The sequence below is a fragment of the Nonomuraea typhae genome (assembly GCF_009760925.1).
Classification (GTDB): Bacteria; Actinomycetota; Actinomycetes; order Streptosporangiales; family Streptosporangiaceae; genus Nonomuraea; species Nonomuraea typhae.
This window is the reverse complement of sequence record NZ_VRLV01000012.1, coordinates 19,235-39,656: the sequence shown is the minus strand read 5'-3', so window position 1 is coordinate 39,656 and position 20,422 is coordinate 19,235. Positions and strand designations below refer to the sequence as shown.

Here is a 20,422-nt window from a genome sequence, read left to right as displayed (position 1 = left end):
CGGGCTGCCCGGCGGGTGGCGGTGCCTCAGGGGAGCGGCCGGGCGGCGCCGTACCGCTGGAACGGCGGTCAGCGCGGTGCCGCGCCCATGGGCGGGTGCGGGGTGTCGGGTGGGAGGGGCGGGTTCCCGGTGGCGCCGGAGTGCGGGTCAGGGCCAGTCGATCTCGGCGCCTTCCGGCAGCGTGGCGGTGACGCGGGCGAGGTCGGCCTGCACGGCGGGCACCCGCGCGGCGCCCTGGTCCCGTGAGGGGTCGGGGTGCGCGTCGGCCTGGGTGGTTCGAGGTTTCATGTCCCTGCTCCCTCGGGCGAAGACTCCTGTCAGGAGGGCCAGGAGGGCGGTGGCCATCGTGGTACCGGAATGTCCCCGTTCGGTGAGGCGATGCTGTCCGGTACGGCTGCCGCGCCCGGGCGAGGCGGCGGTGGCGGGGAAGGCGAGCGGTGTCGTGGCGGCCGGATGCGGCTGACGCGTGCCTTCCACGGGTCCCCCCGTATGGCAACTGCTCCTGCATTCACCGGAAAATCCGAGTTTTCTCGCGCCCCCGTCGCGCGGGCCCGGCGGCCGATCCTTGGGGTGCTTCGGGCCGGGCTTGCTCATATATTCATTACCCCTTTTCCGGCAATTCCCGGAATCAGCCCCACCCATTGGTGTTCTTGTCGGCCGGGGCGGTGGCGGTGGGGGCGTCGGCGAATGCGGCTCCGGCGACGACGGCGGTCGACGAGAACGCGGCGGCGGTGATGAGGATCGGGAGGGCGATACGCTTGGCCATGGTGCCGATCATTGGTCTTCCTCCTCCAGATAATTTCCTGAAGCCCTTGCTTCGCCTTTGATTCTTGACCGCCGTGATTCCGAAATCGAGAGTTTCTCGTGTCAGCACCCTGCAATGGCAGGACCGTGTCAGCGCGGCTTTTCCGCGGGCAGCCGAAAGCGCCGGGACCCACTGAACGCACACTTAACACAAGGCAAAAGTGCGCCCAATGGCCCGGGAACGTCCTGGTGCCCCAGCAGGCACGACATCCGGAGGACCGAATATCGCTCCCGGAACCTATCCGCGGACGAGGCCGTCGAGTATCGAATTCCAGGCGAGGTCGTAGCCTTCGGCCAGGCAGCCGTCCAGGACGGCCTCACCCCGCCCCTGGGCGACCTCCATCGCGGGAGACAGCCAGGCGGCCATGGCGCCCAGCTCGGCACGCACCCGCTCGGGGAAGCCGGGCAGCGCGGCCAGGCGGCCGATGAACACCACCAGCTCCGGGCGGGAGATCGCGGAGACGGCCACCAGCAGGCGGGCCGTCAGGACGGCCATCTCGGCCACGATCCGCAGCGCGGGCTCGCAGCCGCGTCCGGCCTGGCCGATGAGGTCGTCCAGCGTGAGCTCGTCCAGGCCGCGGGTGGCCAGGATCCGCTCCAGATCCGTGCGTACGGCTCCCGCCGGCGGCACCTCGCAGTCCCGCGGCCGCGGCCCCCCGGACCGCGCTCCGGCCATCGACAGGGCCTCCGGCAGGCAGATGGGCACCGGTGGCGCCTGGAGCCTGCCGTCCACGATCATGCCGATCTCGATGGAGCGGCCGACCGAGACGAATGCCATGTCGCGGGCCTCGGCGCGGTCGCTGACGCGGTAGCGGTAGAGCATCTCCATCTCGACCGCGCGCCTGGCCAGGTAGTGCGAGCCGAACAGGCGGGCGAGCGCCCGGTCCACGGCGGCGTGGCAGCTCGTCCCGGCCGGGCTGGGCGCGACCTCGCAGGGCGCGGCGGAGAAGGCCGCCACCACCCAGGTGAGGTCCTCTTGCGCGATGCCGGCCTGCTTGCAGACCAGGTCGACGGTGCGCTGGAGGTGCTCGAAGCACTCGGCCTCGCTCTCGCCGTGCAGCGCGGAGACGCGGGTGGCGCGCGTGTCGCCGTCGAGCCGGGAGATCGCCCACTGGGCGACGCCGTCGCGCACGTCCACGCCCATGACCCAGCCGGCCTCGCTGCGGACGCGGAAGAGCGTGGCCGCCCGTCCCGGCCCGCCGTCCAGCATGCCGGAGCGCTCGACCAGGCCGTTGTTCTCGAGGTTCATGACGGCCGAGGAGACCGTGGGCTTGGACAGCCCGGAGAGCCTGGCGAGCTCGGCCCGCGAGACCTTGCCGAAGTGGCGGATGAGGTCGAGGACGTAGCGCTCGTTCATGAGGCCCATCAGCCGGGGACCGGCGCCGCGCACCCGCGTGGCGGGGCGCTCTGGGGCGGTCTTTTCCGGGAACGCGGGCACCTGCACGGCGGCCCAGTCAGAAATGATGAGATCCTCGGCCTGGTCCACGATCGTGGCCATGCACTGCGATATCACCCAGTCCTCGCACCCGGCGAGCTCCAGTGCTTTCTGGCATATCTCAACGGCTTCGGTCTCCGCTTCCTGAAGCGTCACGTGCAACAGGAAAAAGACCACACTCATTCCGTCGGGCGCCCGCCGTACATGAAAATGCTCCAGCCCGCTCCCGCGGCCCACGAAGCTCCCCAGGGAGAGTTCGATCCGGTCGACGTGCGCTCCGGGCGACTGCCCGGTCAATCGGGCCGTGACGATATACACTATTCATCAATCCCTGATTCAACCGCGGCGCTTTCCTCCTAATGGATCTCCCCGAGTATATGACCGCACATAAATTCGGGGCAGCTCGGCGGCGTGTCAGGAAGCTGCGATGGCAGGGTGCTGCCAGATCACTCCAGACCTCGTCACTCAGGCGATCCGACCTGCTGCGCACCGTGACGATCAGCGGGTAGAGCCTGTCGTGACGGTGACGGCCGATGCGCGGAGGCCGGTGGCGGAGCGCGCGGGGCGGGCGGGCGATCAGCGGTTCACCAGGGCAAACGGATCCGGCGGCCGCCGACTTATCTGGACCTGCTATTTCTCAGCCCGGTAAAGCACGAGCCGGACTCGCCAAACCGAAAAAAGTGGCCAAAGGAAAGGGCCATGTCAAGATTGCCAAAGTACAATCCCCACGGGAGACTCAACGTCCAACGATGCCCGTCTGGCAGCTTTGGGAGGCGGCGTGTTCGAGTCCATCGGTTTGGGCCCAGACGCAGCTACGTTGTACAGCGCAATCCTGGACAACCCACAGTACGGCGTGAACGAACTGGCGACGCTCCTCGACTGGCCGCCCAGGCGCGTGCGTCACATCCTCGACGAACTGGCCGAGTTATCCCTGGTCCGCCCGTCGTGGGAACATCCGGAGACCCTGCTGGCCGTCACCCCGGCGGTGGGGTTCTCCACGTTGCTTGCCCGCCAGGAGCAGGAGCTCCTGCAACGGCAGCAGGAGCTGGCCGCCAATCGCAGGGCGGTGATGGAGCTCATCGAGCAGCACTCGAGGCAGCGGGCCGCCCAGCACCCCGAGGTGGATCACCTGACCGGCCTCGACGAGATCCGCACCCGCATCGAGGAGCTGGCCGCCTCCTGCCGCACCGAGCTGATGGCCTTCGCCCCGCGCGGCGCCCAGACCAGGGAGGCCATGGAGGCCAGCCGGCCGCTCGACCAGGCCATCCTTGACCGCGGCGTCCTCATGCGAACGATTTACGTGCAGAGCATCTACAACGACAGCTTGACCCTCGAGTACGCGCACTGGCTGACCGCCGCCGGCGCCATGGTCCGCACCTACGGCGCACTTTCCCAGCGGCTGCTCATCTACGACAGGGAGACCGCGCTCGTACCGGTCAATCCGGAGGAGGAGACCCGAGGGGCCGTCCTGGTCAGGGGGACCGGGATCGTCAACGCCCTGTGCGAGCACTTCGAGTCGGTGTGGGAGCACGCCGCCGAGCTCGGCGTCGCGCAACCGCGCAGGCAGGGCGAGGAACTGACCGCCCAGCAGCTGGCCGTCCTGCGGCTGCTGGCCGACGGGCACACCGACGAGACGATCGCCCGGCGCCTCGGGGTGTCCATCCGCACCACGCGGCGCATCACCGCCGAACTCATGCAGATCCTGGGGGCGCGCAGCCGCTTCCAGGCCGGCGTCCGCGCCACCGAACGCGGCGTCCTCCGCTCCGACGGCACCTGAAGATCCCGCCCCACCCAGTTCGCCCACCCGCACGAACCGGTGCCGCGCTCCAGCGCCCCACCATCGCCCCGGCCGGCGCGGCCGGCGCGGCCACGGTCCGGGATCGGTCACCGCCTCCGTCGTACCGGACGATGACCGGCCCGGGCCGGCGCCCCGGGGGATCCCGGCACAGAGCATCCCACCCCTCCTTGCCGATGATTGACAATAGGTTGCCACAAATTGCCAATCATGACAAGGGGTGATGCCCACAGGCCGGGCGCCCTACAACCGCAGCTCCGCCAGTTCCCTGACCGCCTGGTCCATGTCGTCGGCGACGCCCTGGCTGAGCAGTCGCCGATACAGGTCCTCGCCGCCGACGCCGAAGCGCCGGATCTCCCGGGCGCGGGCGCTCATCCTGGCCGCGATCTCGGCCACGATCGGCTCGATCTCCCCCGTCCACCCGTAGGCGTCCAGGAAGATCCGCAGCCGCTTGGGCCGGGCGGCGAAGTCGGTGAACCCCTCCGACTCGGCCACCCTGCGGGCGTGCAACGGCACCCACCCCAGCGCCATCCACGCCAGATCCGACTGCACGGTGGCCGGCCCGGCGAAGTCCCAGTCGAAGAACCCGACGAGCCGGTCCGCCGACCAGGCGGCGTTGAACGTGCTGGCGTCGTTGTGAGCGATGATCATGCCAGGCGACCAGCGCACGCCGGTACGCCAGACGGCGTCCGGCGGCGGCACGAAGTCGGCCACGGCCTCGTGATAGTCGCGCAACCACCAGGCGACCTGGTGAAGCGCCTCTTCCGTGCGAGTCCACTCGGGCCACACCAGCCGGTCGCCCAAGGTCTCACCTTCCAGATACGACAGGACCTCACGGCCCTCCGAGTCGATTCCCAGGACGCGCGGCGCCCCCTCGAACCTCTTCGCCTCCAGGTGCCTCAACAGCGCGTGAACCGTACCTGTCCACCGTCTGACCGCCCTGCGAACCGTGCCCCCCACACGAACTGCACCACCGTCATTGCCGCCCTCCAACAGACCTCCCCTCTGGAACACCCAAACGATTGTCCGTTCCGTCCCCACGCGCGACAAGGGCACCGGGACCGCACAATCGCCATGCTCCTGGGCGGATTCGCCATCGAAGTGCTCAGGAGAGCGTAAAGGCCCACCCTGCGGCACCGAGCCGTCGTCAGGCCGCGACCCCGAGCACAACGGACGCGAGCACCAGAGCCTGGGTGATCGTGTTCGACAGGCAGTGCACCCACACCGAGATCCGGAGGTCCTTGGTCCGCCACGTGGCCCAGACGGCGGGCAGGAAGAACCCGATCCTGGAGAGGAGCATCCACGGCGTCCAGAAGTGGTAGAGCGAGAACAGCACGGCGTTCAGGACCGGCGCCGCCCTGCCCAGATGCGCCATGCGCGGCAGCAGAAACCCGCGGAAGTAGAGCTCTTCGATCGCGGGCAGCACGATTCCGGTGAGCACCAGCGACAGGGACAGCGACAGCACCACCGTGGAACGGTCGTGGCCCTGGAGGAATCCGCCGGCGCCGTTGGTCACCTCGAACGGAATCCAGGTGAAGAAGGTGCGGTAGACGACCGCGTCCAGCGGCGCGATCACCACGGACGCGACGAACACCACCACGACCAGCGGGGCGACGAGAGCGGTGAGCTTGCCCGGCCGGAGCGGCCTGCCGGTGTAGCCGACGACGCCCTTGAACGTCAGCCTGCCGTTCCGCTTCCAGCCCAGGTAGGCGAGCAGGCCCAGCTGGACGGGCGCGAGCCCGGCGCACATGGCGATCACCCACCCCATGTGGGCGGGAAAGCCGAGCGCCGCGGCCAGTGGCGATCCGATGAGCAGATAGGCCCCGACGATCAGCAGACCGGGAACGAGGTGAAGCCCGATCGACAGCGGCAAGGAGTGCTGCCCGGCGAGTGAGCGGGTTGTCGTGACATCCATGACAAGCAACTCTAGTTGACTAATTCACGTTGTCAACCAGAGTTGCTTCTGTCACATTCGCCGCCGTCGCGGGTTCATGTCCTTGAGCCTTGACGAGGGGATGATGTGACCGATGGAGGAGACCGAGTGGCTGGCCGAGCGTTTCGAGCAGCACCGGCCCCGGCTGCGGGCGGCGGCCTACCGGATGCTGGGTTCGATGGCCGAGGCCGACGACGCCGTCCAGGACGCCTGGCTGCGGCTCTGCCGATCCGACGCGAACCAGATCGACAACCTCGCCGGCTGGCTGACCACCGTCGTGGCCCGGGAATGCCTGCACGCGCTGCGTTCCCGGCGGCAGCGGCGGGAGGAGCCGCATCCGCCCGAGCCGGTCACGGTCCGGGACGGCGAGCTCGACCCCGAACAGGAGGCGTTGCTGGCCGACTCGGTCGGGCTGGCCCTGCTCGTGGTGCTCGACCGGCTCAGTCCGGCCGAGCGGCTGGCGTTCGTGCTGCACGACATGTTCGAGCTGCCGTTCGACGAGATCGCCGGGATCGTGGGCCGCACGCCGGCTGCCGCGCGGCAGCTGGCCAGCCGGGCACGGCGCCGGGTGAACGGCGCCGAGATCCCGTCGCCCGACCCGCGTCTGGCACGCCAGCGGCAGGTGGTCGACGCCTTCTACGCCGCCTCACGGGCCGGTGACTTCGACGCCCTGGTCCGGATCCTCGATCCCGAGGTGGTCCTGACCTCCGACTTCGGGGCCGACGGGCGGCGGGTCGTGGTCCGCGGGGCGGAAGCCGTGGCCGCGCAAACCCGCGGCCCGCACGGCGGGCGGCTGCAGCCCGTACTGGTCCACGGTGCGGTCGGCGCGTTGATCACCGTCGGCGGCCGGCCGTTCGGCGTGCTGGTGTTCACCGTCGCGGACGACAGGATCGTCGCCATCGACGGGCTCCGCGACCCCGAGCTGGTCAGCCGGTTCGCCGACGCCGCCGGGATTCCTGTCACATCGCCGGCGCGCGAGGGCTCATAGAGGCGACAACGATTTCCTGAGCACATGGAGGACACCGTGGGAGCACGAATCCCCGACGCCAACACCCACCTGCCCGAGATCCAGGAGCTGGCCGGCACGATGGTCAGGGCCGTCGGCAACGGCTCGGTGCCGACGGCCACGACCAGCCTGGTCTACCTGCGTGCCGGCCAGATCGTCGGCAGCACCTACCAGGTGATGCGGCACTCGGCCGACCTGCGTGCGGCGGGCGAGTCCGAGGCCAGGATCGCCGCCGTGGCGACCTGGCGGGACGCGCCGTACTTCACCGATGCCGAGCGGGCCGCGCTGGCGCTGACCGACGCCGTGTTCCAGCCCGGCGCGCGTGGCCGGGAACGGGTGCCGGACGACCTGTACCTCGAGGTCGCCGGGCACTTCGACGACAAGGCGATGGCCACCCTGATGATGGTGCTCGCCTCGGCCGGCTTCTGGATGAACATCGCGCTCATCAACAGGCCGGCCCCCGTGCCGGCCTGACGGCGGCGGTGTCCGCGCGCGTGCCGCGCGCGGACACCGCGTCCCGGCGGGCACGAGGTTCCGGTCAAGGGCGGGGACGCGCGTGAGCACCGCCCGCGTAGTGGCAGGCGGCCGGGTGGCCGTTGCCGCGGTCGATCAGCTCGGGCACCCGCTCGGCGCAGACCGCCCGCTCGCCCTCGCTCAGCTGCGTGAACGCCGGGCAGCGGGTGCGGAAGCGGCAGCCGCTCGGCGGGCTGACCGGGCTGGGGGCATCGCCGCCGATGATGACGCGCTCGCGCGCCCTGACCCGTTCGCGCCGCGGGTCGGGCAGCGGGATGGCCGAGATGAGCGCCTGCGTGTACGGGTGTGCGGGGTGGTCGAACAGTTCGCCGGTGTCGCCGATCTCGACGATCCGGCCGAGGTACATCACCGCCACCCGGTGCGCGATGTGCCGGACCACCGACAGGTCGTGGGCCACGAACAGGTACGCCAGGCCGAGCTGCTCCTGGAGGTCCTCGAGCAGGTTCACCACGCCCGCCTGGATCGAGACGTCGAGCGCCGACACCGGTTCGTCGAGCACGATCAGTTCCGGCCGCATCGCCAGCGCGCGGGCGATGCCGACGCGCTGCCGCTGGCCGCCCGAGAACTCGTGCGGGTACCGGTTGCCGTGCTCGGGGTTGAGCCCGACCGTGGCGAGGAGTTCGCGCACCCGGTCGTGGCCGTCCTGGCGGTAGGCGTCATGGATGCGCAGCGGCTCGGCGACGGCGTCGCCGACGGTCATGCGGGGGTCGAGGGAGGCGTACGGGTCCTGGAAGACGATCTGCATGCGCCGCCGCAGCCTGCGCATCTCCGCGGCGCCGGCGGCGGCGAGGTCGTGGCCGTCGAACAGCACCCGTCCCGAGGTGGGCGCCTGCAGGTTGAGTACGGCGCGCCCGGTGGTCGACTTGCCGGAGCCCGATTCGCCGACCAGGCCGAGGGTCTCGCCCCGGCGCAGGTCGAACGAGACCCCGCACACGGCGTGCACCTGTCCGGTCGTCCGCCGGAACACGCCCTTGCCGCGGACCGGGTAGTGCTTGACCAGATCCCGCACGGAAAGCAGGGTCATCGTGCGCCTCCGGTGGTGTCGGCCGAGGTGCGGGCGAAGACGTCCGCGGGACGCCGCCCTTCGAGGTCGGCGGAGAAGTGGCAGGCGGCCAGGTGGCCGGGGGCGGAGGCGGCGAGCAGGCCGGGCTCGGTCGTCTCGCAGGTCTCCTGGCGCATCGGGCAGCGCGGCGCGAACGGGCAGCCCGGCGGCAGGTCGAGCAGGGACGGCGGCGAGCCGGTGATCGGGACCAGCCGCTCGCCCCGGCGGGCCTCGTCCAGCCGGGGCAGGCTGCCGATCAGGCCCAGCGTGTACGGCATGCGCGGCCCGTAGTAGATGGCCTCGACGCTCCCGAGTTCGACCGGCCGGCCCGCGTACATGACCAGGACGCGGTCGGCCGTACCGGCGACGACGCCCAGATCGTGGGTGATCAGCACCATGGCGGCGCCGGTCGCCTCCCGCGCGGTCTCCAGGGCCCGCAGCACCTGCGCCTGGACGGTCACGTCGAGCGCGGTGGTGGGTTCGTCGGCGATGATGACGTCGGGGTCGTTGGCCATGGCGGTGGCGATGACGACACGCTGGCGCATGCCTCCGGAGAATTCGTGCGGGTAGTCGCGGGCGCGTTCTCTCGGCTGGGGGATCTGCATCATCGCCAGGAGTTCGACCGCGCGCTCGCGCGCGGTCGCGGCGCTGACGTCGTTGTGCGCCCTGACCGCCTCGGCGATCTGGTCGCCCACCGGGTAGACGGGGTTGAGCGAGGTCATCGGGTCCTGGAAGACCATGGCGATCCGGCCGCCGCGGATGGCCCGCAGGTCCTTGTCCCGCGCCCCGATCAGCTCCCGGCCGCGGAAGCGCACCGAGCCGCCGACCTTGGCCGAGCCCGGCAGCAGGCCCATCACCGCCATCGAGGTGACCGACTTGCCCGAGCCCGATTCGCCGACGATGCCGAGCACCTCGCCCCGCCGCAGCGCGTAGCTGACGCCGCGGACCGCCCTGACCAGGCCGTCTTCGGTCGGGAACGACACGGTGAGGTCCTCGACCTCCAGGACGATCTCGCGTTCGCTCATGAGCGGACCTTCCGCTGGGTGGGGTCGAAGGCGTCGCGCAGGCCGTCTCCGATGAAGTTGATGGTCAGGGCGATCACCACGATGAACGCGCCGGGGAAGTAGAACAGCCAGGGCCGGGTGCTGACGGCCGTGTCGGCTTCGCTGACCAGCAGGCCGAGGGAGGTGTCGGGCGGCTGGACGCCCAGCCCGAGGAAGGACAGGGCGGTTTCGACCAGGATGGCGGCGGCCACGAGGATCGTGACGTTGACGATGATCGGCCCGAGCGCGTTCGGGATCAGGTGCCGGAAGATGATCCAGCGGTCGGTGGCGCCGAGCGCGCGGCTGGCCTCGACGTACTCCTTCTCCCGCAGGGACAGCACAACGCCCCGCACCACGCGGGAGACGTACGCCCACTGCAGGGAGGCGATCACGAGGGCGACGAACCACCACGAACCGGAGGTCCCACGGGTGAGCACGGCGGCGACCGCCAGCAGCGGCAGGGTGAGGACCAGGTCGGCCAAGCGCATCATCACGCTGTCGGTGATGCCGCGGTAGTAGCCGGAGAAGGCCCCCCACAGGGTGCCGGCCAGCCCGGACAGGAACGCGATGAGCAGCGCGATCTCGATCGAGCGCTGGGTGCCGCGCAACACCTGGGCGAAGGTGTCGTGGCCGAGGTTGTCGGTGCCGAAGGGATGCTCGAGCGAGGGCGGGGCGGAGACCGCCGAGGTGATGTCGGCGTAGTCGTAGCGCCAGAGCGCGCCGCCGGCGAAGGCCAGGAGGAGGACGCCGGCGAACAGCACGAGGCTGGCCACCGCCGCCCTGTGCCGCAGGAAGCGGCGCACCACCAGCTCGGCCTGGCCGCGCCGGCGCACCTCGACGGGGTACGGCGGGGCCGCCGCGCGGCGGAGCACCGTCCCGGTGTCGTCACTCATAGCGAATCCTCGGGTCGAGAAGGGCGTAGAGCAGGTCGGCGACGAGGTTGAACACGATGACCGCCACGGCGACCACGAGCAGCCAGGCGAGCACCGCGTAGGCGTCGCGCTGGTTGACCGAGGTGACGAGGAAGTCGCCGAGCCCGCGCCATTGGAAGACCGTCTCGGTGATCACCGCGCCGGAGATCAGGGAGGCGAAGTCGAGCGCGGTCACCGTGGTCATGGGGATGAGCGCGGTGCGCAACGCGTGCCGTACGACGACGCGGCGCCGCGAGAGCCCCTTGGCCCGCGCGAACAGGACGTAGTCGCTGTTGAGCACGTCGAGCATCGACGCGCGCTGGAACCGGCTCCACGCGCCGAACGAGATCAGCGCCAGCGAGATCGTCGGCAGCACCATGTGGCCGGCCGTGTCCGCCAGCCGGGCCCAGGCGTCGCCGTCCACGACGACCGATTTCTCCCCGATCGTGTACACCACCTGTTCGCCGACGAGCTGGTTGAGGGAGATGCCGCCCTGTTTGAGCAGGACGGCGAACCAGAACGACGGCATCGACAGGAACAGGAACGCGGCGAAGGTGAATCCGTAGTCGAGGCCCGAGTACTGCTTCACCGCGCTCAGGACGCCGACCACCACGGCGAGCAGGAGCGCCAGGACGACGGCCACGGCGATGAGCCGCAGGGTGACGCCGAACCTGGTGGCGATCTCGTGGCCGATGTCCACGTTGGTGCGCACCGAGGGGCCGAAGTCGCCGCGGGCCACGCCGGCGATCCACGTCCAGTAGCGCTGCAGCACGGGCTGGTCCAGGTGCAGCCGCTGCGCCTCGACGGCGACGACCTGCGGGGACGGCGGCGGGTTGCGGCCCTTGAGGTTGGCGAGCGGGTCGCCGGACATGGTCACGAGCAGGAACACGACGAAGGTCGAGGCCACGATCACCGGAAAGGCGATCAGGAGGCGGCGCAGCGTGAAAGTGAGCACGATCGGGTCACCGGCATCCGTCGGAGATGAGCGTCGGTAACCCAGTGCAGTCGTTCTGTCCCGCGTGCACTTCGTCGGCTGCGACGTAAAGTCGGCGTCAGTTCATCGGATTCGATGAAGGTTCGGCGAGCCGGCCGTCGCAGGATGCCCGCATGGCGTCTTCAGTGATGATTCGCGGTGGCACTGTCCATGACGGCAACGGTGGCCCGGGTCGCGTGGCCGACGTCCTGGTCGAGGGCGATCGCATCGTGGCGATCGGCCCCGGGCTGGACGGCCGCGGCGCGCCCGTGCTCGACGCCGCCGGGCTGGTGGTCGCGCCTGGCTTCGTGAACGTGCTGAGTCACGCGTACTTCACCCTGGAGTCGGACGGCCGTGGCCTGTCCGACCTCTACCAGGGCGTCACCACCCAGATCTTCGGCGAAGGGCTGTCGATCGGCCCCCTCACCCCGGCGATCAGGGCGGAGCTGGAGGCGGGCTTCGGTGCCGGCACTCCCCCGCTGGTGTGGGAGCGGTTGTCGGAGTTCCTGGCGCATCTGGAGAGCAAGGGCGTGGTCCAGAAGGTCGCGAGCTTCGTCGGCGCGCACAACCTGCGCATGATCGGGGCGGGCTCGGACGACCGGCCGATGAGCGCGGCCGAGCTCTCCCGCGTGCGGGGCGTCCTGGACGAGGAGATGGCCGACGGCGCGCTGGGCCTGGGGTCGGCGCTGATCTACCCGCCGGGGTGCTTCGCGCCGACCGCCGAGCTGGTCGCGTTGTGCGAGGTCGTCGCACGGCACGACGGCATGTACATCTCGCATCTGCGCAGCGAGGGCGACCACTTTCTGGACGCGGTCGACGAGCTGATCGAGATCGGCCGCCGGGCCGGGGTGCGCGCGGAGGTCTACCATCTCAAGGCGGCGGGGCGGCGCAACTGGCCGAAGATGGCCCACGCCGTCGAACGCATCGAGGCCGCCCGCGCCCAGGGCCAGCCGGTGACCGCCGACGTCTACCCCTACCTCGCCGGGCAGACCCAGCTCGCCGCCGCGATCCCGCCGCACTTCCACGAGGGCGGCCACGCGGCGCTCACGGCCCGGCTGGCCGACCCGGCCGAGCGCGCCCGCATCCGCGAGGGCGTCCGCACGCCGTCGGAGCGCTGGGAGAACATCTATCTGGCCTCGGGCGGCGCGGACGGCGTGCTGCTGCTGCCCGGCCCCAAGGGGCCCACGGCCCGCTACCGGGGGCTCAGCCTCCGGCAGGCCGCGCAGGAGCGCGGCATCGACCCGGTGGAGATGCTGCTGGAACTGGTCGAGCGGGATCCGGCGCTGCACGCCGTGTACTTCATGATGAACGAGGACGTCCTGCGGACCGCGCTGCGCAACCCGTGGGTCTCCGTCGGCTCCGACGCCGAGACCCATGCCGCCGAACCACCCCACCTCGGCATGCCCACGCATCCACGGGCCTACGGGACGTTCGCCCGCGTTCTCGGCACGTACGTCCGCGACGAGGGGCTGCTGACCCTCGGCGAGGCGGTGCGCCGGATGACCGGCCTGCCGGCCGGCAACCTCGGCCTGCGCGACCGCGGCGTGCTCACCCCCGGCGCCTACGCCGACGTCGTCGTGTTCGACCCCGGCACGGTCGCCGACCTCGCGACCTACGAGGACCCCCACCGCTACGCCCGCGGCGTCCGCCACGTGCTGGTCAACGGGGAGACCGCGTTCGCCGACGGCCGGCCCACCGGCCGCCTGCCGGGCCGGGCCCTGCGCCGGGATCGTGCCCGGTGAAACGGATCCCTCCCACCCTCTGGAGCCCGCCATGGCATTCCGCCGCACCCACTCGACGACCCTGACGACCACCACTCTGATGCTCCTGCTCGCCGCCTGCGCGGGAGGCGGCGGCGCCGCGAAGACGGCTGCGGCCGGCGACGGCCGCGTCACCGGCCCGCTGAACACGGTGAACACCGCCACGGTGCGCACCGGCGGCACGGTCACCTATACGATCACCTACCCGATCTCGAACTGGAACGTCCTCAACACCGGCGGCGCGACGTACTCGGTGATCGACATCTCCAGCGTGATCCTGCCGAACGCGTTCGTCACCCAGCCCGACGGATCGGTGACGCGCAACACGACCTTCGTGACAAGCGCCGAGAAGACCCGCGACACGCCGCAGACCATCAGGTACACCATCGATCCGAAGGCCGTCTGGTCCGACGGCACGCCGATCTCGGCCGACGACTTCGTCTACACCTGGCGGGCGCTCAACCCCCGCCAGTGCCCGAAGTGCCAGGCCGGCAACACCGCCGGCTACGACCGGATCACGTCGGTCAAGGGCTCGGACCGGGGCAAGACCGTCAGTGTCGTGTTCGACCGGCCGTACGTCGACTGGCAGGGATTGTTCTCGCCGATCCTGCCGGCCCACGTCGCGAAGACCTACGGGCCGACCGACACCCCGGCGGGCCTGGCGAAGAGCTTCAACGAGGGCCTCGCCACGACGGTCCCGAAGTTCTCGGCGGGCCCGTTCAGGATCGAGGAGTTCACCGCCGACGGCTCGGTGGTGATGGTCCGCAACGAGAAGTGGTACGGCAGGCCGCCGAACCTGGACAAGCTCGTCTTCCGCCTCATCACCGACGTCTCGCAGCAGCCGACCTCGCTGGCCAACGAAGAGGTCGACGTGATCTACCCGAACCCGCAGGTGGACATCGTCCAGCAGGTCGACGACCTGCCCGCGGTCCGCTACCAGGTGACGCCGAGCGCGTCGGTGCACCAGATCTGGCTCAACCACAACGCCCCGGCCCTGAAGAACGCCGCCCTGCGCAAGGCGATCTTCCAGGCGGTGAACGTGAAGGACCTGATCGCCAAGACGATCGGGCAGTTCGACAGTACGGCGGAGCCCCGGCTGAGCCAGCTGTTCCTCGCCGGGGCGCCCGGCTACACCGACGTGGTGAGCCGGTTCGAGTACGGCGTCGGCGACCCTGAGAAGGCCAAGAAGACGCTGACCGGCGCCGGGTACACCGGGGTCGGCACGAAACTCGTCGCCCCCGGCGGCGCCGCCGTACCTCCGCTGCGGTTCGCCGTGCAGGCGGGCGACCAGCTGCGGGCCAGCGAGGCGCAGCTGGTCAAGGCCGCGGTCGCCCCGCTGGGCGTCGACGTGCAGGTGGTCACGGTGCCCAACACGGTCGAGGCCGTCCAGGAGGGGAACTGGGCGCTGACGGTCGGCACGGTCTCGCAGTCGCCGTTCACCGCGAGCAGCAACCTCCCGTACTTCCTGAGCTGCGAGGAGGGCGTGAGCTTCTGCAGGTTCAACCTGGGCAACTATCGCAACCCGAAGGTCGACGAGCTCCTCGACGCCGCCCTGTCGGAGACCAGCGCCGAGAGGGCGACGAAGAAGCTGCAGGAGGCGGACAGGATCATCTCGTCGGACTACTCGGTGCTGCCGCTCTACCAGAACCGGTCCTTCCTCGCCTATGACGCGAAGCTCGGCAACATCCGCGAGAACGGCCTGGCGTTCCCGACGTACAACAGCGAGCAGTGGGGGTTGCTGAACGGGTCGTGACGTCCCGGATGTCGCCGGATGTCGCCGTCGAAGCATGGGCGCGATCTGGTGGGGCAGGCGATGCTCTCCGCACCCGACGACGGGAAGGATTCACGCCCATGAATCCCGAAGACTGGCGAAGGGGCCTGGCCGACGCCTGGACATCGGTCGCGACCTTCGTCCCCAAGTTCCTCGCCTTCCTGGTGATCCTGCTGGCCGGTTGGCTGCTCGCCAAGCTGCTGCGCAAAGGCGTCGACGCGTTGCTGGAACGCGTCGGCTTCGACAGATGGGTCGAGCGCGGGGGCGTGGGCCGGATGCTGGCCTCCAGCCGCTACGACGCCTCGGGCCTGATCGCCGCCATCGTCTACTACGCCGTGCTGCTGGTCACGCTGCAGATCTCCTTCTCGGTGTTCGGGCCCAACCCGGTCAGCGCCCTGCTCACCGCCATCGTCGCCTGGCTGCCCAAGGCCGCCGTGGCGATCGTCATCGTGGTCATCGCGGCGGCCATCGCCAGCGCGGTCAAGGACATCGTCTCCTCCGCGCTCAGCCGCCTGTCCTATGGCGGGACGCTGGCCACCATCGCCTACGTGTTCATCCTCGGGCTCGGCGTGATCGCCGCCCTCAACCAGATCGAGGTGGCCACCGCCGTCACCACACCCGTGCTGATCGCCTTCCTGGCCACGGTCACGGGCATCCTCGTCGTCGGCGTCGGCGGCGGCCTGATCCGGCCCATGCGGCAACGCTGGGAGGGCTGGCTGACCAGGGCCGAGCTGGAGGCCAAGGTGGTCAGGACCCAGGCCGCCATCTACGACAGGGAACGCCGCGACGCCCAGCCCACTCCCGACGTCAACGCCACCCAGGAGATCCGGCAGCCCGCCGGGCACCAGTCGCGGCCGGGTCAGGCGTGAACCCGTCCCGGCCGCGCTCATCGGAGGGTCAGGGCTGGAGGAAGCAGATCGCGCTGGTGACGACCTTCGTGCACCGGACGCGGGCGGCGGCCGAGGCGCTCTGGCCCGCGGCGTCCGTGACGGTCAGCCTGACGGCGTGGGTGGCGGTGACGGCGGGGTAGGTGTGGGTGACGGCCGGGCCAGTCGCGCTCGTGCCGTCGCCGAACTCCCACCGGTACCCGGCGACGGCGCCCTCCTCGTCCGAGGACCCGGTTCCGTCGAAGGTGCACGCCGACTGGCGGCAGCGGCCGGAGATCGCGGCCGTGGGCGGCAGGTCGCCGGCCTTGACGAGCCTGCGGGTGCTGTCGGTCTTGCCCGTGTCGTCGGTGACGGTCAGCTGGACGCTGTGGTAGCCGGCCGCGGCGTACTCGTGCGAGGCGGTCCTGCCGGTGGCGGTGCCGCCGTCGCCGAAGTCCCAGGCGTAGCCGGTGATCGTGCCGTCGCCGTCGGTGGAGGCGCCGGCGTCGAAGGAGCACCGCGTGTGAGCGGTGGAGCAGGAGGCGGTGAACGCGGCGCTGGGCCGGCCGGGGTCGGCGGAACCGGCCGGGTAGTCGCCGGCGGAGGCGACGCTCAGCAGCGGCTCCTTGACGTTGTCGCCGGAGTCGTCGCGCCAGTCGGCGGTCCCGGTGTCGATGAGGCGCTGCCGTACCGCACGGACCTGCTCGCGGTTGCTCGCCCGGTGGCCGTTCGCGGTCAGGAGCGCGGCGGCGCCGGCGACGTGCGGCGCGGCCATGGAGGTGCCGCTGAGCGTGGCGTAGCCGCCGTTCTTGTGGGTGGAGTAGACGCACGTGCCGGGCGCGGCGAGCTCCACGGCGGGGCCGAAGTTGCTGAAGTCGGCCAGCGTGTCGTCCTGGTCGGCGCGGCAGGTGGAGGCGGCGCGGCCGCCCGGCGCGCCGTCGAAGTCGGCGAGGGCGGAGACGGTGACCACGTCCGGGTGGTTGGCGGGTGAGAAGGTTCTGGCGTCCTTGTGGTTGTTGCCCGCGGCCACGACGAAGACGACGCCCTTGGCGACGGCGTTGGCGATGGCCTGGTCGAGCGCGTCGGTGGCGCAGTTCTCGCAGCCGAGGCTCATGTTCGCCACCTCGATCTCGCCGGCGTGGGCGGCGACCCAGTCGACGCCGGCGGCCACGCCGGACAGCTGGCCGCTGCCCTGGGCGTTCAGGACTTTGACCGACCACAGGCGGGCGCCGGGCGCGACCCCGGTCACCCCGTTGCCGTCGTCGCGGGCGGCGGCGCTGCCGGCGACGTGGCTGCCGTGGCCGTGGTCGTCGGCTCCGGCGTTGTCCCGGCAGGTGGTGGTGTTCAGGCAATCGGCCCGGGCGACGACGGTGAGGTCGGGGTGGCCCGCGTCGACGCCGGTGTCGATGATCGCGATGTCGGTGTCGGCGACGTAGTCCTCGGTGCCGTTGATCTTGAGGTTGGGGTTGGCGACGGCGCCGGCCCTGCGCACGCCGGTGGGCACGACCTGGTCGTTGACGGACATCACCTGGTCCGGCTGGACGGAGGTGACGCGCGGGTCGCGGCGTAACGCCTCGGCGGCGCCGGGGCTGAGCACGGCGGAGAAGCCGCGCAGGGCGTGCCGGTAGACGTGGCCGGTCCGCCCGCCGTACCTGCGCACGTGCTGGGCGGCGACCGCGGCGGGGTCGGCGCCCGGGTCGCCGAGCAGCACCACGTAGCTGCTGTGCGGTTCCTGTACGGCCATCGCCGGCGCGGCGGAGAGTGGTGCCGCGAGGACGACGGCCAGACCTGCCCCGGCGATCAGGGCTTTGATGCTGCGCACGAAGGGGTCTCCTTCACTGGGGGGTGTTGGAGAGCACCTTGCGCGATGTCAGATAGGGGAAACAATCCGGGAAATGCTACGTATTGGCCGCCGGTCCTTCGAGGAGTTCCAGGCGGACCTGGTCCCTGGCGGTCGCGCCGAGCTTGCGCATGACCCTGGCCACGTGCTGCTCCACCGTGCGCGGCGACAGGAACAGCACCTCGGCGATCTCCTTGTTCGTACGGCCCAGCGCGACCAGCCGGGTGACCTCGCGCTCCCTGGGTGACAGCCGGCCGCCATACCCGCGCCGGCCGCGCCTGGGCCCGGCGGCGCCGCCGTACTCGCGTAACAGGCGGGCGCACCGGGCCGCGTCCCAGGTGGCGCCGAGCGCGGTGAACAGCCGGGCGGCGGCCGTCACCTGGGAGAGGCCGCCGGGCAGGGCGCAGCGGCCCGCGTTCTCCAGCGCTCTGGCCTGCTCGTGGGGCCGCGCGACGGCGGCGAACGCGGCGGCGGCGCGGGTGAACAGCCCGGCCGCCTCCGGCCTGCCCGCGGCGCCGGCCAGCGCGGCACGGCCGTGGGCGGCGATCGCGTGCGCGTAAGGGCAGTCCCGTGCGCGCACGTCGGCGGTGAACTCCTTCAGCAGCAGGCGGGCCCGGTCGGCGCGGCCGTGCCGGAGCATCGCCTCCACGGCGGCGTCCACCAGCTCCCCCGCCCAGGCCCACACCCCCTTGACCCGGAACACCTCCAGGGCCGCCTCCAGCCCGGCCGGCCACTCGCCGCGGGCCGTCGCCAGCCGGGTCCGGCCCGCCGCGCCCAGGGCGAACTCGATGCCGTACCAGCCGATGGAGCCGTCCAGGCCCGGTGCGGCGAGCAGGTCCTCCGCCTCCCGCCATTCGCCTCTGGCCAGGGCGAGATGGCCCAGGACCAGGGCGGCGTCGGCGGTCTCGGCCGGGCGGCCGGCGTGCTCGGCCAGGTGGCGCTGGGCGCGCTCGGCCAGGCCGTCGCGGCGGCCGGTGGCCCACGCGTGGTACAGGCTCACCTCGGTGATCCGGGCGCGGGGGTAGGACGGGCCGGCGTGGCGGGCCAGTTCCTCCGCGCGCCGCAGGTAGCCGGCGGCGGCGTCCGGATGTCCCAGCGCCATGGCGGGTCCGGCGAGGTTGCAGAAGCCGCGGGCCAGTTGCAGCCGCTCGGCCGGGGCCGGGGCGTCTTCCGGGAGCGCGGCGGCGATCGCCCATGCCCGGTGGTCGCCGATCTGCATCAGCGACGCCGCCCTGTTGACCGCCACGCCGGTGAGCAACGCCGGGTCCCGGTGCCGCCGTGGCCGGGCGCGTTCTGCCTCCTCCAGCCACCACAGGTGTTCGGCCAGCGGTGCGGCTCCGCCGTACGGGAGGGCGAGCGCGGACATGGCCCGCGCGGCCAGGGCCGGTCGGCGGCGCAGCTCACGGGCGGCGCGGGCGAGCTCGCCGCGGCCTGAGGGGTCGCCCGCCTGGTTCATCATCAGCAGGCCGAGGTGGAGCCGGAGCTCGCCGCGCAGCCCTTGCGGGAGCGGCGGGCCGGCCAGGATCGTGCGCAGGAGGGCGATGGTGTCCGCGCAGCCGAGGCCGGTGATCGCCAGGCGGCCCAGCCGGCCGGCCAGGGCGGCGTGGGCTCGCGGGGGCAGGCTGGCCTCGTCCAGCAGCGCTTGCAGCAGGCGCACCGCCCGTGCCGTGTCGCCGTCGCGGACCGCCTGTTCCGCGGCGCGTTCGGCGTGCCTGGCCGCCGCCTCGGGCTGACCGGAGGCGCGGAGGTGGTGGACGACCTCTTCCGGGGGCGCGTCCTGCTTGGCCGTGGCGGCGGCCGCGTGCAGGCGGGAGCGGTGGGCCGCCGGGACGGCCGCCGCCACGGCGCTTCCCAGCAGCGGCGGCGCGAAGGCGAACGTGCCGTCCTCGCGGCGCAGCAGGAGCCTGGCCGCGACGCCGTCCAGCAAGGCCTTCCCGGCCTCGGGCGCGCTGACCCCGCAGATCCGCGCCATCAGCGGGACGCTCGCCGCACCCGCGATCGCCGCGGCCCAGAGGACCGTTCGTCCCCGGACGTCCAGGTGGGCGAGCCTGCTCTGCGCGATCTCCAGGACCGCCGGCGGGATCTCGCCCGCCGGGGTGGCCAGGACCTGCTCGACGTACAGCGGCACGCCGCCCGTCAGCTCGCGCGTCTGCTCGGCCCACGGTCCCGGCGTACGGCCGGCGAGCTCCGCGATGCCGGCCGCCGTCAGGGGCGCCAGCTCGACCCGCTCCACCACGCCGGCCGCCGACGCCGGTCGCGCGCCCAGGGGCGGGTGATCTCCCGGGGTGAAGGTCAGCAGGAGCGCGGCTCCGGGAGGCGGCCTGGTCGCCAGATAGCGCAGGACCTGCCTGGAGTCCGGGTCCGCCTGATCGATGTCCTCCACCACCAGCAGCACCGCTCCCGCGCCCGCCAGGGCGGCGTGGACCGCCCGGCACACCCGGTGGGCGCCGCCGTCGAGGGCCACCTCGTCGGTGGTCAGGCGGGCGAGGAGTTCCCTGGTCACCACGTGCGGCTCCGGCGGCAGGCCCCGGCAGCCCACGGCCACCTTCACCGCCGCGGCCGACTCGGCCAGGACGCGGCGGGCCAGCCACGTCTTGCCCATGCCGGTGTCCCCGCCGACCAGCACCGTCACCGGGGTGAGCGACATGAGGGACCGTAACCGGTCGAGGGCTCGCTGCACGGAAGTCATCACCATCCGTAGCCACGCCG

Annotated in this window: 15 protein-coding genes and 1 pseudogene; 6 read left to right on the top strand and 10 right to left on the bottom strand. The window is 71.7% G+C overall.

Features of this window, described 5'->3' with window-relative positions:
- Positions 1-147: 147 nt before the first annotated feature.
- The 3 genes from FVE25_RS36715 to FVE25_RS36705 all read right to left on the bottom strand — a co-directional run bounded on the left by FVE25_RS36715 (position 148) and on the right by FVE25_RS36705 (position 2,302).
- On the bottom strand, positions 148-477 hold the full coding sequence (locus tag FVE25_RS36715) for a hypothetical protein (RefSeq protein ID WP_157252085.1): 330 nt from the start codon (positions 475-477) through the stop codon (positions 148-150).
- Positions 478-628: 151 nt separating this feature from the next.
- Complete coding sequence (locus tag FVE25_RS36710; RefSeq protein WP_157252084.1) at positions 629-766, bottom strand: hypothetical protein; 138 nt, start codon at positions 764-766, stop codon at positions 629-631.
- Between the two features lie 276 nt (positions 767-1,042).
- Entirely contained in the window at positions 1,043-2,302 is a 1,260-nt protein-coding gene (locus tag FVE25_RS36705; protein ID WP_181019835.1) for a MarR family transcriptional regulator, read from the bottom strand.
- A 754-nt stretch (positions 2,303-3,056) separates the two neighbouring features.
- Here FVE25_RS36705 and FVE25_RS36700 point away from each other — a divergent pair.
- Positions 3,057-4,016, top strand: a complete 960-nt coding sequence (locus FVE25_RS36700) for a helix-turn-helix domain-containing protein (protein WP_219825798.1) — start codon at positions 3,057-3,059, stop codon at positions 4,014-4,016.
- 261 nt (positions 4,017-4,277) lie between these two features.
- Here FVE25_RS36700 and FVE25_RS36695 read toward each other — a convergent pair whose 3' ends face one another.
- Positions 4,278-4,994, bottom strand: coding sequence for a phosphotransferase (locus FVE25_RS36695; protein WP_343046175.1), 717 nt, complete (start codon positions 4,992-4,994; stop codon positions 4,278-4,280).
- A gap of 187 nt (positions 4,995-5,181) precedes the next feature.
- Positions 5,182-5,949, bottom strand: a complete 768-nt coding sequence (locus tag FVE25_RS36690; RefSeq protein ID WP_157252081.1) for a CPBP family intramembrane glutamic endopeptidase — start codon at positions 5,947-5,949, stop codon at positions 5,182-5,184.
- 112 nt (positions 5,950-6,061) lie between these two features.
- On the opposite strand from FVE25_RS36690, the gene FVE25_RS36685 reads away from it, so the two are divergent.
- Together FVE25_RS36685 and FVE25_RS36680 are read left to right on the top strand one after the other, a co-directional pair.
- Positions 6,062-6,955, top strand: a complete 894-nt coding sequence (locus FVE25_RS36685; protein WP_157252080.1) for a sigma-70 family RNA polymerase sigma factor — start codon at positions 6,062-6,064, stop codon at positions 6,953-6,955.
- Between the two features lie 36 nt (positions 6,956-6,991).
- Positions 6,992-7,447: a carboxymuconolactone decarboxylase family protein gene (locus FVE25_RS36680; RefSeq protein WP_157252079.1), complete on the top strand. Its 456-nt coding sequence runs from the start codon at positions 6,992-6,994 to the stop codon at positions 7,445-7,447.
- A gap of 64 nt (positions 7,448-7,511) precedes the next feature.
- Here FVE25_RS36680 and FVE25_RS55600 read toward each other — a convergent pair.
- From FVE25_RS55600 to FVE25_RS36660, 3 genes and pseudogenes are all read right to left on the bottom strand, one after another.
- A pseudogene (locus tag FVE25_RS55600) lies at positions 7,512-9,574 on the bottom strand (dipeptide ABC transporter ATP-binding protein).
- On the bottom strand, positions 9,571-10,485 hold the full coding sequence (locus FVE25_RS36665; RefSeq protein ID WP_157252076.1) for an ABC transporter permease: 915 nt from the start codon (positions 10,483-10,485) through the stop codon (positions 9,571-9,573). Before FVE25_RS36665 ends, FVE25_RS55600 begins: the two are co-directional and overlap by 4 nt.
- Positions 10,478-11,458, bottom strand: coding sequence for an ABC transporter permease (locus FVE25_RS36660; protein ID WP_157252075.1), 981 nt, complete (start codon positions 11,456-11,458; stop codon positions 10,478-10,480). Before FVE25_RS36660 ends, FVE25_RS36665 begins: the two co-directional genes overlap by 8 nt.
- A 215-nt stretch (positions 11,459-11,673) precedes the next feature.
- Between FVE25_RS36660 and FVE25_RS36655 the strand changes: the two genes are divergently transcribed.
- The 3 genes from FVE25_RS36655 to FVE25_RS36645 all read left to right on the top strand — a co-directional run bounded on the left by FVE25_RS36655 (position 11,674) and on the right by FVE25_RS36645 (position 15,876).
- Positions 11,674-13,218: an N-acyl-D-amino-acid deacylase family protein gene (locus FVE25_RS36655; RefSeq protein WP_246268010.1), complete on the top strand. Its 1,545-nt coding sequence runs from the start codon at positions 11,674-11,676 to the stop codon at positions 13,216-13,218.
- Between the two features lie 31 nt (positions 13,219-13,249).
- Positions 13,250-14,989 (top strand): ABC transporter family substrate-binding protein, encoded by a 1,740-nt coding sequence (locus FVE25_RS36650; RefSeq protein WP_157252073.1) that lies wholly within the window; start codon positions 13,250-13,252, stop codon positions 14,987-14,989.
- A 98-nt stretch (positions 14,990-15,087) separates the two neighbouring features.
- Positions 15,088-15,876, top strand: a complete 789-nt coding sequence (locus FVE25_RS36645; RefSeq protein ID WP_157252072.1) for a mechanosensitive ion channel family protein — start codon at positions 15,088-15,090, stop codon at positions 15,874-15,876.
- A 28-nt stretch (positions 15,877-15,904) separates the two neighbouring features.
- Here FVE25_RS36645 and FVE25_RS36640 read toward each other — a convergent pair whose 3' ends face one another.
- Both FVE25_RS36640 and FVE25_RS36635 read right to left on the bottom strand, forming a co-directional pair.
- Complete coding sequence (locus FVE25_RS36640; RefSeq protein WP_246268008.1) at positions 15,905-17,695, bottom strand: S8 family serine peptidase; 1,791 nt, start codon at positions 17,693-17,695, stop codon at positions 15,905-15,907.
- A 76-nt stretch (positions 17,696-17,771) separates the two neighbouring features.
- Positions 17,772-20,402, bottom strand: coding sequence for a helix-turn-helix transcriptional regulator (locus FVE25_RS36635; protein WP_343046174.1), 2,631 nt, complete (start codon positions 20,400-20,402; stop codon positions 17,772-17,774).
- Positions 20,403-20,422: the final 20 nt, after the last annotated feature.